The 14696-nt window shown below is 65.2% G+C and carries 16 protein-coding genes; 7 read left to right on the plus strand and 9 right to left on the minus strand.

Translation table 11 applies throughout. The features are described 5' to 3' along the window. The first annotated feature begins 2 nt into the window (after positions 1–2). Together I6F31_RS35885 and I6F31_RS35890 are read left to right on the plus strand one after the other, a co-directional pair. On the plus strand, positions 3–992 hold the full coding sequence (locus I6F31_RS35885; protein WP_109143714.1) for a hydroxyacid dehydrogenase: 990 nt from the start codon (positions 3–5) through the stop codon (positions 990–992). Positions 993–1159: 167 nt separating this feature from the next. Further along, the gene (locus tag I6F31_RS35890) at positions 1160–1651 is read left to right on the plus strand and encodes a hypothetical protein (protein ID WP_036012421.1); all 492 of its coding nucleotides are present in this window, start codon (positions 1160–1162) and stop codon (positions 1649–1651) included. Between the two features lie 4 nt (positions 1652–1655). Here I6F31_RS35890 and I6F31_RS35895 read toward each other — a convergent pair whose 3' ends face one another. Next, on the minus strand, positions 1656–2153 hold the full coding sequence (locus tag I6F31_RS35895) for a DUF1993 domain-containing protein (protein ID WP_225187037.1): 498 nt from the start codon (positions 2151–2153) through the stop codon (positions 1656–1658). 300 nt (positions 2154–2453) lie between these two features. Here I6F31_RS35895 and I6F31_RS35900 point away from each other — a divergent pair, with 300 nt between their 5' ends. Both I6F31_RS35900 and I6F31_RS35905 read left to right on the plus strand, forming a co-directional pair. Then, complete coding sequence (locus I6F31_RS35900) at positions 2454–3317, plus strand: DUF2147 domain-containing protein (protein ID WP_225187027.1); 864 nt, start codon at positions 2454–2456, stop codon at positions 3315–3317. A gap of 179 nt (positions 3318–3496) precedes the next feature. Continuing rightward, positions 3497–3853, plus strand: coding sequence for a hypothetical protein (locus I6F31_RS35905; protein ID WP_225187028.1), 357 nt, complete (start codon positions 3497–3499; stop codon positions 3851–3853). A gap of 139 nt (positions 3854–3992) precedes the next feature. On the opposite strand, the gene I6F31_RS35910 is transcribed toward I6F31_RS35905, so the two are convergent. Beyond that, positions 3993–4397: a cupin domain-containing protein gene (locus tag I6F31_RS35910; RefSeq protein WP_225187029.1), complete on the minus strand. Its 405-nt coding sequence runs from the start codon at positions 4395–4397 to the stop codon at positions 3993–3995. A 23-nt stretch (positions 4398–4420) separates the two neighbouring features. Continuing rightward, the gene (locus tag I6F31_RS35915; RefSeq protein ID WP_036012452.1) at positions 4421–5119 is read right to left on the minus strand and encodes a ribonuclease activity regulator RraA; all 699 of its coding nucleotides are present in this window, start codon (positions 5117–5119) and stop codon (positions 4421–4423) included. A gap of 257 nt (positions 5120–5376) precedes the next feature. Here I6F31_RS35915 and I6F31_RS35920 point away from each other — a divergent pair, with 257 nt between their 5' ends. Genes I6F31_RS35920 through I6F31_RS35930 form a run of 3 tightly spaced genes read left to right on the plus strand, consistent with a single transcriptional unit; the run spans position 5377 to position 7945 of the window. Next, positions 5377–6108, plus strand: a complete 732-nt coding sequence (locus I6F31_RS35920; protein ID WP_036012438.1) for an allophanate hydrolase subunit 1 — start codon at positions 5377–5379, stop codon at positions 6106–6108. After that, a complete protein-coding gene (locus I6F31_RS35925; RefSeq protein WP_225158495.1) occupies positions 6105–7142 on the plus strand; it encodes a biotin-dependent carboxyltransferase family protein in 1038 nt (345 codons plus the stop codon). Before I6F31_RS35920 ends, I6F31_RS35925 begins: the two co-directional genes overlap by 4 nt. Before the next feature lie 32 nt (positions 7143–7174). Then, the gene (locus I6F31_RS35930) at positions 7175–7945 is read left to right on the plus strand and encodes a 5-oxoprolinase subunit PxpA (protein ID WP_225145723.1); all 771 of its coding nucleotides are present in this window, start codon (positions 7175–7177) and stop codon (positions 7943–7945) included. Between the two features lie 109 nt (positions 7946–8054). Here the strand turns inward: I6F31_RS35930 and I6F31_RS35935 are convergent, their stop codons facing one another. The 6 genes from I6F31_RS35935 to I6F31_RS35960 all read right to left on the minus strand — a co-directional run bounded on the left by I6F31_RS35935 (position 8055) and on the right by I6F31_RS35960 (position 14624). Beyond that, a complete protein-coding gene (locus I6F31_RS35935; RefSeq protein ID WP_036028094.1) occupies positions 8055–8207 on the minus strand; it encodes a hypothetical protein in 153 nt (50 codons plus the stop codon). 224 nt (positions 8208–8431) lie between these two features. After that, positions 8432–10048, minus strand: a complete 1617-nt coding sequence (locus tag I6F31_RS35940; RefSeq protein ID WP_036012449.1) for a sulfite reductase subunit alpha — start codon at positions 10046–10048, stop codon at positions 8432–8434. Continuing rightward, positions 10045–11829, minus strand: a complete 1785-nt coding sequence (locus I6F31_RS35945) for a NirA family protein (protein ID WP_225148732.1) — start codon at positions 11827–11829, stop codon at positions 10045–10047. Before I6F31_RS35945 ends, I6F31_RS35940 begins: the two co-directional genes overlap by 4 nt. 334 nt (positions 11830–12163) lie before the next feature. Then, complete coding sequence (locus I6F31_RS35950) at positions 12164–13327, minus strand: CmpA/NrtA family ABC transporter substrate-binding protein (protein WP_225148731.1); 1164 nt, start codon at positions 13325–13327, stop codon at positions 12164–12166. After that, the gene (locus I6F31_RS35955; protein WP_036012463.1) at positions 13324–13914 is read right to left on the minus strand and encodes an ANTAR domain-containing protein; all 591 of its coding nucleotides are present in this window, start codon (positions 13912–13914) and stop codon (positions 13324–13326) included. Before I6F31_RS35955 ends, I6F31_RS35950 begins: the two co-directional genes overlap by 4 nt. A 149-nt stretch (positions 13915–14063) precedes the next feature. After that, on the minus strand, positions 14064–14624 hold the full coding sequence (locus I6F31_RS35960; RefSeq protein ID WP_225187030.1) for a hypothetical protein: 561 nt from the start codon (positions 14622–14624) through the stop codon (positions 14064–14066). Positions 14625–14696 lie beyond the last annotated feature (72 nt).

Below are 14696 nucleotides of genomic sequence, written 5' to 3' on the forward strand. Positions count from 1 at the left end.
CGATGGCGACCAACAAGAAGAAGATTTTCGTTACGCAGACTTTGTCGCAAGGGGCTCGCGCCCTCCTCACCCAGCGGGACGATATCGAGCTCGTCGAGTTTCCGAACCTGATCTCGGCGAAGGATTTCGAGGCCTTGTTGAAGAGCCATGCGCCGGTCCATGGCGTGGCGCTGGGCGCCACCGCCTTCGGCGAGACCGAGCTCGAGGCCGCGCGTGACATGAAGGTGGTAACCCGCATCGGCGTCGGCTACGACGCCGTCGACGTGCCCGCCCTCTCCCGCCGCAAGGTGCCGCTGATGGTCGCCGGCAGCGCCAATTCGCCCTCGGTTGCGGAGGCGGCGCTGTTCATGATGCTGACGCTGGCCAAGCGCGCGCAGGAGCTGCATTCCTGCGTCAAGGAGGGCACCTGGGCCGACCGGCTCGGCATGCTGCCGTTCGACCTCTACGGCAAGACCGTGCTGATCATCGGCTTCGGCCGCATCGGCAGCCGCACAGCGAAGCGCTGCCTGGCGTTCGAGATGAAGGTGCAGGTCTACGATCCTTACAAGGACGCCGCCGACATCAGGGCGGCCGGATGCGAGCCGGTCACCGACCTCGATGCCGCGCTGCCTCACGCCGACTTCGTCACCATCCACTGCCCGAAGACGCCGGAGACCGTCGGCCTATTCGATGCCGACAGGATCGGCCGCATGAAGGATAGATCCTACCTCATCAATACCGCGCGCGGCGGCATCGTGAAGGAAGCGGCGCTCTATGACGCACTGACGTCCGGAAAGCTCGCCGGCGCCGGCATCGACGTGTTCGAGGTGGAGCCGCCGCCGGTCGGCAACGCGCTGTTCGCGCTGCCCAACGTCATCATGGCCCCGCATGTCGCCGGCGTCACGGTCGAGGCGGTGAGCCGCATGAGCGAGCAGACCGCGCGCAATATTTTGAGCGTGCTGGACGGCGATCCCATCAGGCAAAACGTCATCAACCAGGACGTGCTGGGCTGAGATTATGAAGGTCGGCGGCGCCCTCGCCCGCCTTCGGAACGCCAGAAAGCGTCCCATTTTGGTGCAGATCGGGCCCCAACTCAGCCTTAATCAAACGCGCGTAATGGGCTTGAAACGCGGCGGCGGTGGGACAGACTGGCCGGCGCGACGAGCTGGAGGATGGCCCCTTGTCAGAGATCGACCCGACCGACCACGCGCTGGCGACCATCGCCAGCATCCTGGAGCACCCCGAGCCCGTTCTCGTCATTCGCCAGACCGAGACCGAAATCGTGGTCGCCGGAGAGCGTGAGCACATCGCGTCGGACGAGCCGCCGATCGTGGATGAGCATCCGGTGATCGACGAGCATCCCGTGGTCGAGGAGCAGCCGCTGGCGCCGGAGCACACCGATGCTGACGGCTACAGCAAGGTTGGTCCGGGACCCATGGTCGCGATCCGTCTGAAATGGACGGTTCATCGCGGCGATGACGGCCAGTACTATGTCCACGAGACCATCGGCGAGCAATCCGCCCCCGTGGTCAGTGGTCCCATGACGAGCGAGGCCGCGGTGCGCTTCGTCGACACCCAACAAGATGAGGCGAACAGGCGCTTCGAGCTGCTGCGCAGCGAAATCGCCGGCCGCAGCTCGCTCGCCGATTACGAACGCAAGGGCGAAGCGTAAGACCTCACTTCCTGCCGAGATAATCCTTCTTCACCAGCTCGACGCCGGCGTGGCGGAGCAGGTCGTAGGCGGTGGTGACGTGAAAGAAGAATTGCGGGACGCTGAACGTCAGCAGCAGCGTCCGGCCGGTGAAGGGCAGCTCGGTGCCGTTCTTCAATTTGAAGAAGACACTCCGTTCCGCCGCCGCATCGATCTCCGCGCGCGGCAGGCTCTCGATGAACTCGATGGACGTTGCGATGCGCGCCTGCAGCCCGGCCATGTCATGCTCCAGCCCCGGCAGCGTCACCGGCTCGCACTGCGCCAGCAGGGCCGGCGCGACCGTGGCATGGCGGCAGGCCTCGCCGACCTGCTGGGCGAGGTCATACATGTTCGGCGCAAGGCGCATGCCGAGCAGAATCGCCGGATCAAACTTCCGGGCCTCGGCATACGCGACGCCCTTGTCGAGCAGCGCCGACAGGTTACGCAAATAGGGCACGAACAGGCCGACCGAGGCCTCGTAGATCGAGATCGTCACTTCAAGGATTCCCTTCGATTTCTGCCTTCCGAGTTGTCCGCTTTTCGGTCGACCAGTGGCTGCACATTGCCATGGAAGACGGCGCCTGCAAGAAGATCTACCCGGCCTGGTTCGATAAGGCCGTGTCCTTCCGTCGCTTTGCCTCGCCAAACTTTGGACCGGCTCCGGGCCTATTGAACCCGGAACCGCCGGGAGACGACTCACAGCAACGACAGTGATCTAGATCACTTTTTGCAAGCGAGCCGGCGCGTAAGCGTCGGCGCGGGACCACCTGTTCAGGAGACGGAAATGAGGAAGCTGTTGGCCACGGCCGCATTCCTTTTGGCGAGCACTGCCGCGCAGGCGCAGTACACGTTTGAATATGGCGGGCGCACCATCCGCATCGATCCGGACCGTGGCACGGTGCAGATCCCCGGCGTCTACGACAACACAGGCCAGAATAAGCCCAAGAAGGCCAAGAAGAACGAGACGGCCCCGCAGCAGGCCACGGTCGACCCGCAGGCGCCGGCTGCTCCGGCCCCCGCTCCTGCTGCGCCGCCCGCAGCCGTGCAAGCGCCCGCGGCCGTACAAGCGCCCGCGGCCGCCGTCGCGCCGCCTCCTGCGCCGCCGGCTCCGCCGACGGCCGCGACCGCGGCCAATACACCGGCCCAAACGGCGGTTGCGCCGCCACCTGCACCACCTCCGGCTCCTGCGCCGGTCGAGCAGCAAGCCGCGCCCGCCGTGGCCCCGCCGCCCGCCCCGGCCGTGGCTGCGGCTCCGCCGGCCCCGCCTCCGCCACCTGCGCCTGCTCCCGCGCGCGTTCAGGCGGCCGCAGCGCCGCCTGCACCTGCAACTGCGCCGACGCGCGACCTCAATTCGCCGGTCGGCGTCTGGCTCACCGAGGAGAAGGAAGGCAAGGTCCGCATCGAGCAATGCGGCACCAACCTCTGCGGCTATTCGGTCGACAGCAAGTCGAACCAGAACGGCGAGCAGGTGCTGATCAACATGAAGGCGGGCAAGGACCAGAAATGGTCGGGCCGCATCCTCGATCCCAACTCGGGCTCGACCTACGATTCGACGATCGCCATGAAGGGCACCGACCGGCTGCGGGTGCAGGGCTGCGCCTTCGGCGGCATGTTCTGCGGCGGCCAGACCTGGACGCGGGTGAACTGAGATCCGCCTGATCGTTCTTACTCAGACAAGGGGCCCGCGATGCGGGTCCCTTTGCTTTTGCGCCCTGCCGTGCCGGCGTGCGCAGGCTCACACAGCCTCCTGCGCACGTGACAGCCCTCACATTGCCGGTTCCGCGCACGTGTCACGGTCCCCCGCATGGTCAACCACAGGGGCGTGTCATGAACGTGTTTCGCAAGGCTCTATTCGCCACCGCCGTCGTCATCGCTGTCCCGCTCGCGCAGGCCGACGCTGCGACAAGCACGTTCGATGGCGCGTGGAACGTCCGCATTGCTTCATCAAGCCAGGCCTGCGGCAACGGCGCGACTGTCTCCATCGGCATCAATAATGGTCAGATCGCCTCGAGCAGCGCCGCAGTGACGGCGTCGGGACGCGTCGCCGAGGCCGGCAGCATCAAGGTCACCCTGAGCACCGGCATCAGGCGTGCCATTGGCTTCGGCCGGCTCAGCGGCGCGTCCGGCTCCGGCACCTGGCGCGGCGCCATGTGCACGGGCACGTGGACCGCGGAGAAGATTTAGGTGCCGTGTCCCGGACAAGCGGCAGCGCGAAGCGTTGCCGCGCAGAGCCGGGACCCAGTGCTCTCAGTGGGTCGAAGATCTGGGTCCCGGATCGGCGACGCATCGCCTTGGGCGATGCGTCTTGTCCGGGACACGAGAGTCAGCCCACCGCCGCGCCATACTCCGCGTCGCTGACCGGCTCCAGCCAGGTCGAGTAGACGCCGTCGAGCGCTTCCTGCATGGCGATGTGGCACATGCCGTTGGTTGGTGACGCTCCGTGCCAGTGCACTTCACCCGGCGGAATCCAGACGGTGTCGCCGGGACGGATTTCCTGGACCGGGCCGCCCTTGGTCTGAACGCGACCGACGCCTGAGATCACGTAAAGCGTCTGGCCGAGCGGATGATGATGCCAGTTGGTGCGCGCGCCGGGCTCGAATGCGACGCGCGAGACGTTCAGCCGTGCAGGCGCCGGCGCCATGTTGATGGGGTCCTGCCAGACGGTGCCGGTGAAGTGTTCCTTCGGCGCGCGGCGGGTCGGCCGCGTGCCGGCGAGCGTGATGTCCATGAGGGTCCTCGTTCCTTTGTCCGTTACTTCTTGCTGGCGGCGTAGCGCGCCTTGGTTTCGGCGTTCATGGGATAGAGGCCCGGCAGCACCGCGCCGTTGTTCACCTCGTTGACGATCCAGGCTTCCATCCGCTCCTGCTCGACGCCCTCATTGAGGACATGATCGAGCATCGCCTGCGGGATCAGCACGCAGCCGTCCTGGTCGGCGACCACGATGTCGTTCGGGAAGACGGCAACGCCGCCGCAGCCGATCGGTTCGCCCCAGCCGACGAAAGTGAGGCCTGCAACCGACGGCGGCGCGGCATAGCCGTCGCACCAAACCGGCAAATTGGTGCCAAGCACGCCCTCGACGTCACGCACCACGCCGTCGGTGACAAGCGCGGTGACGCCGCGCTTGACCATGCGCGCGCAAAGGATGTCGCCGAAGATGCCGGCATCGGTGATGCCCATGGCATCGACCACGGCGATGCAGCCCTCCGGCATCGCCTCGATCGCGGTGCGGGTCGAGATCGGCGACGACCAGGATTCCGGCGTCGCCAGATCCTCGCGCGCCGGCACGAAGCGCAGCGTGAAGGCCGGTCCCACCAGCCGCGGCAGGCCCGGCCGCAACGGACGCGCGCCGCGCATCCACACATTGCGCAGCCCCTTCTTCAGCAGGACCGTGGTGATGGTGGCGGTGGTGATGCCGGCGAGGGTCTTGCGGGCTTCGGGGGACAGCGACATGGACGAGAACGAGCTCCAAGGTGCGGGACAGAACGCGCGCATCTTGCGAGCCGCGAGCTTTGCGTCAAGGGCCAAGAGGCTAGCAATTACGCAGGGCCGCAGCGCCGTTATGCGATGCGATAACAAGGCTTTATCGCTTCCCCTTGCATTAATTTATTGGACTTGCGGGCACATTTACGCGAAGCAGGGACAAGCGGAACTCAAGGTCGAGCCCGCATTCCCGAGAAGCCCGATTACGACAGCGCTCTGACAGCTCAATGGCCGCGACGCTTCCCCCGCCCCGCCTTCTGCCCAGCGGCGACAGTGCCGTCACGGTCGAGTTCAGCCGCACCATCGACGACGATGCCAACCAGCGCGTGCTGGCGCTCGACAAGGCGCTCGCTGCGACACCCATCGACGGCATCACCGAGACGGTGCCGACCTATCGCTCGCTGCTGGTCCATTACGATCCCGGCAAGATCGGCTTTGAGGCGCTGGGCGAAAAGATCCTCCCGATCGCCACCCGGCCGCTGCCGCCGGTCACCAAAGCGCGCCGCTGGCGCGTTCCCGTCGCCTATGGCGGCGAGCACGGCATCGACCTCGAGGACGTCGCCAAGACGTTGGGCACCACGCCCGATGACATCGTCATCAGGCATTCTGGCGGCGATTATAAAGTCGCCATGATCGGCTTCACGCCGGGCTGGTCCTATCTCAGCGGTCTCGACAAATTCCTACACATGTCGCGGCGGCAATCGCCACGGCTGCTGACGCCATCAGGCACGATCTCGATCGGCGGCGTCCAGGCCGGCATCCAGTGCCTGGCCGCCCCGAGCGGCTGGCATCTGCTCGGCCGCACCCCGGTGCGAACCTATCAGCTCCACCGCAATCCGACCTTCCTCACCGAGCCCGGTGACCGCGTCACGTTCTACCCGATCGACCACAAGACATTCGAGGACATGGACCGCGCTGCGGAAGCCGGCGAGATCGTCGCCGAGCAGGTGGACGCATGAGCCGGCTCGTGGTTGCCAGCATCGGCCCTGCCAGCTCGGTCCAGGACGGCGGCCGCCACGGCGCGCAGCGCTACGGCTTGACCGTGAGCGGAGCGATGGACCGGCTGTCGCTTGCGGCGGCGAACACGCTGGTCGGCAACGAGCCGTTCGCGGCCGCCATCGAGATCGGCCCGTTCGGTGCCTCCTTCACCGCCCGCGACGGCGCCGTGCGCGTGGCGATATCGGGCGCGCCGCGCAATGCGGACATCGCCGGCAGCCCGGTCGCGATGGACACCTCGGTGACGCTCAAGGATGGCGAGACGCTGACGCTCGGCTTTGCCCGCGGCGGCGCCTTCACCTATCTCGCGATCGAAGGCGCCATCAAGGGCGAGGCAGTGTTCGGCAGTCTTGCTGTGAACGCCCGCGCCGGCCTCGGCAGCCCCTACCCGCGCCCGCTCCAGGCCGGTGACGAGTTCACGGTCGATGCCGCCAGCGGCGCACCGGAGCTGCGCATCGAGCTGCCGAAGCCGGCGACCGGTCCGATCCGCGTGCTGCTAGGGCCTCAGGACGACGAATTCGACGACGCCAACAAGGCGCTGTTCCTGGACAGCGAATGGAAGATCTCGGCGACCTCCGACCGCATGGGCTACCGCCTCGAGGGCCCCGCGATCAAGCATCTGCACGGCCACAACATCGTCTCCGACGGCACGGTCAACGGCAGCATCCAGGTGCCCGGCAACGGCGCGCCGATCGCGCTGATGATGGATCGCGGCACCTCCGGCGGCTATCCGAAGATCGCAACCGTGATCACGGCCGATATCGGCCGCCTCGCCCAGACCTCGGCAGGAACCGCGTTCCGCTTCAAGGCGGTCAGCATGGCCGAAGCGCAGGACGAGGCGCGCAAGTTCGCGCAAGCGATCCGCAGCCTGCCCGATCGTCTGCGCTCCTCCGACATCGTCGCCCTCAACATCGAGGCGCTCAGCGATGCTAACGTAGCGGGCTATGCGGTCAGCGCGGTCGATTCCGGGACGTGGCAGGTCACGGCGGAGCCGTAAGCGACAACAAGACCAGAGGCGGAGAGCAACCCATGAAGACAGTCGATCTGAATTGCGACCTCGGCGAAGGTTTTGGCGCGTGGGAGATGGGCAACGACGCCGCGATGATCGAGCTGGCAAGCTCGGTCAACGTCGCCTGCGGCTTCCATGCCGGCGACCCCGACATCATGCGCCGGACGGTGGAGCTTGCGAAGGCGCGCGGTGTCTCGGTCGGCGCGCATCCCGGCTATCGCGACCTGCACGGCTTCGGCCGGCATCCGATCGCAGGGCTCAAGGCCTCCGAGATCGAGAACCTCGTCGCCTATCAGATCGGCGCGTTGCAGGCGATCGCGACTGCGGCCGGCTACAAGGTCACCCATGTGAAGGCGCACGGCGCGCTCTCCAACGTCGCCTGCGAGGACGACATGACGGCGAAGGCGATCGCTGCCGGCATCAAGGCGGTGGATCCCAGCCTGATCTTCGTCGTGCTCGCCAATTCGAAGCTGGTGAAGGCCGGCGAAGACGCCAACCTGCCGATGGTGCACGAGGTGTTCGCCGACCGCGCCTATGAGGATGACGGCAACCTCGTCTCGCGCAAGAAGCCCGGCGCGGTGCTGCACGACGCCAAGGCGATCGCCGAGCGCGTGGTACGCATGGTGCAGGACGGCGCGGTGGTGTCGGTCACGGGCAAGGTCATCAAGATGCGCACGGATACGGTGTGCATCCATGGCGACACGCCCGGCGCGGTCGAGATCGCGCGCGGCGTGCGGCAGGCGTTGAAAGCTGCGGGGATCGAGGTGGCACCGTTCAAGCGCGGGGCGTAACAAACGCTTGGTAACGTAGGGTGGATTAGCGAAGCGTAATCCACCTCTTCTGCTGCAGCCATACAAGTGGTGGGTTACGCCTTCGGCTAACCCACCCTACGCAGACACATCAAAACGGGTGCACCGACAGGGTCCCGAACACGATCGCCGCGATCACCGCAAACGCGCTGTACATCGCAACGTGATGCATGCTCGCCCCGGTCCGGCGCGAGAGCGAGCGCGCGTAGAAGTGCAGCCTGGCTTCCGCCGATAGTTCGCGCATGGTCGATCTCCAACGCCCCATTTGCGGGAGTATGAAGGAACAACCAGGGCGGGAGGCAAGACGGTGGCGGAAAAAGCGATGAGGGTTCTTTGGAGGCCCCCCATCGCAGATGCAAATTCTCTTCACCAGCAGGTTCCGAGAATCTTATTCGTTAGAATCCAAGCCAGTTGGAACCGGGACGGATGACAATCGGATGACGCCCAACCCCGAGAGGAGTCGTCCGACTAGTACACGTCAGCCTGGAAGCGGCCAGTCTTCTTGAGCTCGGCGACGAAGCTGACGGCTTCATCGGTCGAACGTGCCCCGAACTGCGCGACGATGTCGACCAGCGCGCGCTCGACGTCCTTGGCCATGCGCTTGGCATCGCCGCAGATATAGAGATGCGCGCCCTCGGCGAGCCAGGTCCACAATTCGCGGCCAACCTCGCGCATGCGGTCCTGCACGTAAAACTTCTTCTCGCCGTCGCGCGACCAGGCCAGCGACAGGCGCGTCAGAAGCCCTGAGGTCTTCATGGCGTTGAGCTCGTCCTGATAGAAGAAATCGCAATCGCTGCGCTGATGGCCGAAGAACAGCCAGTTCTTGCCGGGCGCGCCGGTCGCCTTACGGTCGAACAGGAAGGCGCGGAACGGCGCGATGCCGGTGCCGGGACCGACCATGATAATCGGCGTCTTCGGATCTTGCGGCAGGCCGAAATTGTGCGCCTTCTGCACATAGACCTTGAGCTTCTCGCCTTCGTTGATCCGCTCGCCGAGGAAGGTCGAGGCGACGCCGAGCCGCCTGCGCTTGCCGATGACGTAGCGCACCGAGTCCACCGTCAGTGACAGCTTTCCCGGCGTCGCATTGTGCGAGGACGAGATCGAGTAGAGCCGCGGCTGCAGCGGCTCCAGCGCCTCGACGAAGGCCTCGGGATGCGGCCGCGTGCCGGAAAACTTCTGCAGTGCCGCCATCACGTCGAGCGTCGCGGCATCGCCATCGGGATCCTCTCCCTGCGCCAGCGCCCGCGCCTTCTCGCGCTGCGCGCCGCCGGTGATGAAGGAGATCAGCTCGAACAGAGTGTCGGGCGCCGGCGACAGCGAGACGTCGTCGATCAGCACCTCGCGCAGCGTCTTGCCGTTGACTTTGGTCGTGTGGGAGGCGCCGAGCAGCGCGATGATCTGGTCGACGAGGCCGACGTCGTTGCGCGGGAAGACGCCAAAACTGTCACCAACGACATAGTCGAGCTTGCCCTCGGAGAGATCGAACTCGATGTGATAGGTCTCCTTCTCCGACTTGCCCTTGTTGAGAAGACGGCGCGACAGGAAGGTCGCCTGGATCGGATTGTCGCGCGAGCGGCCGGGCTCTGCGATCGTCACGGTCACAGCCGGTGCCGGAGCGCCGGCCTTGTCAGTGCTCTTGTCGGTGGTCTTGGCCGCGGGCGCCTTGTCGAGCTCCTCGTACAGCGACTTCAGCATCCGCGCGGTTTCCTTGCCGCCGGGGACGCACAGATTGAGCCGCGCTTCGCTGCGGCTCGCGATCGCTTCCGAATAATCGTGGCAATTGTAGCCGCACTGGCCGCAATCCTGCTGTGCCATCGCCGCCATCATCTTGCGGCGCAAGGGACGGCCTTCGGCAAGCTTCATTCGCTCGGCGATCGGCATGGTCTGGTCGTGCCACGGCGCTTCGCCGTCGTCGCCGTCACCGGCCTGCATGACGGCGGCGCCCTGCTCTGCCGACAGCGGCGTTGCGACATCAGGCGAGAGCAGTCCGGCAAAGAAGCCGTTCAGCCAGGAGCGTTGCGCGTCGGAGAATGGCGCGCTGGCGGGGATGATATCGAGTTTCGGCGGAGGCGTGATCTGGTTCATGCGGACACCTGTGCATCGGCAAGCTTGCGCAGCGTTTCGCCGTCATGGCGGCGCGCGAACGAGAGGAAGGTTTCGTCGGGCGAGGCGCGATTGGCGAGATAGGCCTTGAGCAGCGCCTCGACCGTCTTCGGTGCGTCCTCGGCCTTGAGGTCGTGATAGACCTCCTGCCCGACATCGGCGTCGGGGCCGAACCCGCCGCCGGTGAAGAGGTGATAGCCCTCGACGGTGTCCTCCTCATCGATCGGCACGCGCGCGCCGATCAGTCCGATGTCGCTGATGTAGTGCTGCGCGCAGGAATGATGGCAGCCGGTCAGGTGGATGTTCACCGGCTTGTCCATGGCGACGCGCGGCTCACACCAGTCACCGATCTCGGCGGCATTGCGCTTGGTATTGGACGCCGCGAAGCGGCAGCCGGCATTGCCGGTGCAGGCGATCAGGCCGGCGCGGATGTGCGAGGCCTCGACCGCGAGCCCGATCTGCTTGATCGCAGCAATGGCGAGCTCGACATTCGCGTCGCGCACGCCCGAGATCAACAGGTTCTGCCAGACCGTGAGCCGGATCTCGCCGTCACCGAGATCTTGCGCCACCTTGGCGAGGCCCCGCATCTGATCGGAGGTGAGCTTGCCGAGTGTCAGCGATACGCCGATCCAGTTGAGGCCGTCCTGCTTCTGCTTGTGCACGCCGATATGCGCCATGCGGTCCGCCGCGGCCCGGGGCGCGAACGCCTCTTCCGGCACGCGCGTGAACGGCGTCTTCAACCGCTCCTCGACCAGCTTGAGGAAGCCGTCATGGCCCATTGCGTCGAGCACGTATTTAAGCCGTGCCTTGTTGCGGTTGGTGCGGTCGCCATGCTCGATGAACACGCGCACGATGGCGTCGGCGACGGCGGTCGCCTGCTCCGGCTTGACGATGATGCCGGAATATTTCGCGAAATCCTTGTGGCCGGTGATACCGCCGAGGCCGAGCCGGAACCAGACGCCGGGTTCGACGCCGAAACCGTCCTTCACCTCATAGGCCGTGAAGGCGATGTCGTTGGTCTCTTCAAGCACCGCGATCTGGCCGGCGCCGTCGAAGGCGACGTTAAACTTGCGCGGCAAACCGTAGAGCGAGCGGTCGTTGAGGATGTGGTAGTGCCACTCGCGGGCATAGGGCCGCGTGTCGATGATTTCCTGCGGATCGATGCCAGCGGTCGGCGTTCCCGTCACGTTGCGGATGTTGTCGGCGCCGGAGCCGCGCGAGCACAGGCCGAGCTCCTGGATGCCCTCGATCATTCTGATCGCGTGCTTCGGCGGGATCTCGCGCAGCTGGAGATTGGCGCGCGTCGTCACGTGGCTGTAGGGGCCGCAGAGCTCGTCGGCGAGATCGGCAAGGCCCGACAGCTGCCAATGCTTCATGATGCCGTTCGGGATGCGCAGGCGGCACATGTAGGAGTCCTGCGTCGGCGCGACATAGAAGATGCCGTAATAGCGCCAGCGGAAATTGTCCGCCGGGCTCGGCGGGGTGTTGTCGAGCGCCTGCTGGCGCAGCCGCGGGTAGGCGTCGAAGGGGTGCTCGTCGCGCTTGAACTTCTCCTGATCGGCGAGCTTCTTGCCCGACGCGATCACCTTGTCCTGCGCCTTGATGTGCACGGCATCGGGACCCACAGGCTCGGCATTCGCCTTGCCGCTGCCGCCACCACCAAGGCCGCGGCCGACGCGGCTGATCTGCAGGCCGGTCGTGAAGCCTTCGAGATAGCGTTTCTGCTCGTCGGTAAAGTCGACTGAGACCGTATCGATTTTCATGGTGTGTAACGAAGCTCCTGCGGCCACCTTCGGTGGCTTCGACGGATTGCGCGACCCGCGAGGAACGTCAGGCTGGCTCAGGAGCCGGCTTCGTCACTCACGGTCCGATCAGCTTCGTTGCTGCGGGACTTGGCTCAGCAGGCACCTATGACAAGCTGGCCGCAGCGCAACATTCAAGTTGCGTGCCAGCTTGGTCGAAATAAAAACCAATGAAGTTTCAGATAATTAGGACGTGACCCGGAAACTGCTGGCTTGGGAACTCTCCTGAAATACGAGCAGCCAGCTCAAACATTAGCCAAGGATCTTAGATGCTCAAAAGCGAAGCAACCGCGAATCAGGCCTTCCAGCGCCCGACACCGAAGGCCTCGAGATGCCCGCGGATATCGGCGGGGTCGAAGGCCGGACCGGCAAAGGCGCCGAACGCTGCGGGAGCCTCAGGCGGCGCCCTGTTGCCGAGCGCCGCGTCGTAGAGATCGGGCCTGAACACCGCCATCGCCGTCTTGACCCCGTCAGGGGTGAGCGCCGTCTGGCCCCAGCGCACCATTTGGGCATAGAGCCAGGCGGCCTGGACCGGATCGGGACGCCCTGCCCCTTCGCGTCCGACCAGCAGGTAGCGGCCGCTTTCGCGGAAGGTGCCATCGGGCGAGATCTTCAGGCGCCCCGTCAGGGTGCGTTGGATGACCTCGGCGTCGACGCCGATCCGTTCGGGTTGGGCCAGGATCTGCGCCGCCTCGGTCCGGTTCTCGGGATGCTCGATGAACTCGGCGGCCTTCACGGCTGCCCGCACCAGGGCTGCGACCACGTCCGGGTTCTTGTCGGCAAAGGTCTGGCGGACCGCCAGCACCTTCTCCGCCGCACGCACCAAAATGTCGGCGACGAAATGCAGGATATGGCCGATGCCGAGATCGACCGCGACCGAGTTCCAGGGCGCGCCGACGCAGAACGCATCGACATGGCCGTTCTTGAGACTGTCGACCATATAGGGCGGCGGCAGCACCACGAGGCGCACGTCCTCGTCGGGATCGACGCCCGCCGCCGCCATCCAGAACCGCAATTGATAATTGTGGGTGGAGAACGGGAAGGTCATGCCGAAGGTGAGCGGCTCGGCCCCTGCCGTGCGGCGCTTGGCAACCACCTTCGCCAGCGCTTTCGCCGTCGCCATCGGGTCGAAGCGATCGCCGTCGATCTCCTCCATCAGCGCGGCATGGAGCGCCGGCGACACCGTGATGGCATTGCCGTTGATGCCGAGATTGAAGGCCGCGGCGATCGGCACCTTGACGTGGCCGAGGCCGAGCGAGGACGCGATCGCCACCGGCGCGAGCAGATGCGCGGCATCGAACAGGCCGATATTGAGCTTGTCGCGGACGTTGGACCAGGAGACCTCGCGCACCAGCTCGACCTCGAGCCCCTCGGCGGCGGCAAAGCCCTTGTCGACCGCGACGATCAGCGCGGCGGCATCGACCAGCGGAATGAACCCGATGCGGAGGGGGACGGTCATTTCAGCATCTCCGACGCGGTGATGATCGACTGCGCGATCTCGCCGATTTTCTTCTTCTCGCGCATCGCGGTGGAGCGCAGCAGCACATAGGCCTCGTCCTCGGTCAGGCCCTTCACCTTCATCAGAATGCCCTTGGCGCGCTCGATGATCTTGCGGTCCTCGAGCTGCGACTTGGTGCGCTCCAGTTCCTCCTGGAGCTTGGCGAAGGCGTTGAAACGGGACACGCAAAGGTCGAGGATCGGCTTGATGCGCTCCTTCTTCAGCCCGTCGACGATATAGGCCGACACCCCCGCCTCGACCGAGGCCTGGATCGAGGCTGAATCGCTCTGGTCGACGAACATGGCGACCGGCCGCTTCACCGCGCGGCTGACCTGGAACATCGCCTCCAGCACGTCGCGGCTGGGGTTTTCGAGATCGATCACGATGATGTCGGGGTCCGCCGCATAAATACGGGCCAGCAGGCTCTGCATCTCGCTGATATGGACGACTTGGGTAAACCCGGCCTCGCGCAATCCCTCCTCCAGGATCGCGGCCCGGATCGGGCTTTCGTCGACGATCACGATTTTGGGCGACTGTTCGGCGCTCATGGCTCACTCACGGCAGCTGATTCATCCATAGCACGCCGGATCGCCCTGCAAAGGGTTGTAATTATGGGCAATTGGGACTAGCTCAGGCCGGTCAATCAGGCAGATCCGATATGGATCAGACGGCTGCGCCCAAGGTTAGCTTGGTGCTCTCACGGAATCTTCGCGCCAACGATCATCTTGTCGAGAAGTGGCATGGCGGCCAGCACTGCCGCCTCAGTGCGGCCGGAGACCGCTAGCCGCACGACGTAGGAATTGCCGTCCTTGTCGCGGTCGGCGTAATGCGCGATGACTTCGATCGGCTGGTCCTTCAAGGACGGATTGTCGTAGCGGTTGATGATGACCTTCGGGTTGACCGAGGGAAGCGTAGTGATCTTGGCATGGTCGCCGGATGTCGTCGCCCAATCCTTATCACTCGTTGCGATCCATTGAACCAGTTCGGTCCGGACCTCGTTATAGCGACCTTCGGCATAGATGATTGCTTCTGCTTTACCGAATGTCTTCCCTTTAGGAACGAACATCGATGCGCCGTATTTGAGACTCGCGGCCTCGTCCCTCGCCCACCCATGAGGTGCCTTCACGCGAGGCCTGAATTCCGGACACAATCGTTCCTGCCGATCGCAGACATGGATGATCTTGTCGACTTCAGCTCGCGCCGGGAACATTGCGCAGGAAGCGGTAACGAAAGCCAAGCCGAAGATGAAACGACGCATCGTGGTCAAGCCCGTGAAGTTCGGTGAAATCAAGCAACGCGCGAAAGACTGCTTTAGCTTCGCGCCGCATAC

Source organism: Bradyrhizobium sp. NBAIM01 (assembly GCF_020194115.1).
GTDB lineage: Bacteria > Pseudomonadota > Alphaproteobacteria > Rhizobiales > Xanthobacteraceae > Bradyrhizobium > Bradyrhizobium yuanmingense.

Excerpts from the sequence above, each read along its gene's own strand:
- I6F31_RS35885 (WP_109143714.1), top strand. The coding sequence starts at position 3 with ATGGCGACCAACAAGAAGAAGATTTTCGTTACGCAGACTTTGTCGCAA.
- I6F31_RS35900 (WP_225187027.1), top strand. The coding sequence starts at position 2,454 with ATGAGGAAGCTGTTGGCCACGGCCGCATTCCTTTTGGCGAGCACTGCC.
- I6F31_RS35905 (WP_225187028.1), top strand. The coding sequence starts at position 3,497 with ATGAACGTGTTTCGCAAGGCTCTATTCGCCACCGCCGTCGTCATCGCT.
- I6F31_RS35910 (WP_225187029.1), bottom strand. The coding sequence starts at position 4,397 with ATGGACATCACGCTCGCCGGCACGCGGCCGACCCGCCGCGCGCCGAAG.
- I6F31_RS35915 (WP_036012452.1), bottom strand. The coding sequence starts at position 5,119 with ATGTCGCTGTCCCCCGAAGCCCGCAAGACCCTCGCCGGCATCACCACC.
- I6F31_RS35920 (WP_036012438.1), top strand. The coding sequence starts at position 5,377 with ATGGCCGCGACGCTTCCCCCGCCCCGCCTTCTGCCCAGCGGCGACAGT.
- I6F31_RS35925 (WP_225158495.1), top strand. The coding sequence starts at position 6,105 with ATGAGCCGGCTCGTGGTTGCCAGCATCGGCCCTGCCAGCTCGGTCCAG.
- I6F31_RS35930 (WP_225145723.1), top strand. The coding sequence starts at position 7,175 with ATGAAGACAGTCGATCTGAATTGCGACCTCGGCGAAGGTTTTGGCGCG.
- I6F31_RS35935 (WP_036028094.1), bottom strand. The coding sequence starts at position 8,207 with ATGCGCGAACTATCGGCGGAAGCCAGGCTGCACTTCTACGCGCGCTCG.
- I6F31_RS35940 (WP_036012449.1), bottom strand. The coding sequence starts at position 10,048 with ATGAACCAGATCACGCCTCCGCCGAAACTCGATATCATCCCCGCCAGC.
- I6F31_RS35945 (WP_225148732.1), bottom strand. The coding sequence starts at position 11,829 with ATGAAAATCGATACGGTCTCAGTCGACTTTACCGACGAGCAGAAACGC.
- I6F31_RS35950 (WP_225148731.1), bottom strand. The coding sequence starts at position 13,327 with ATGACCGTCCCCCTCCGCATCGGGTTCATTCCGCTGGTCGATGCCGCC.
- I6F31_RS35955 (WP_036012463.1), bottom strand. The coding sequence starts at position 13,914 with ATGAGCGCCGAACAGTCGCCCAAAATCGTGATCGTCGACGAAAGCCCG.
- I6F31_RS35960 (WP_225187030.1), bottom strand. The coding sequence starts at position 14,624 with ATGCGTCGTTTCATCTTCGGCTTGGCTTTCGTTACCGCTTCCTGCGCA.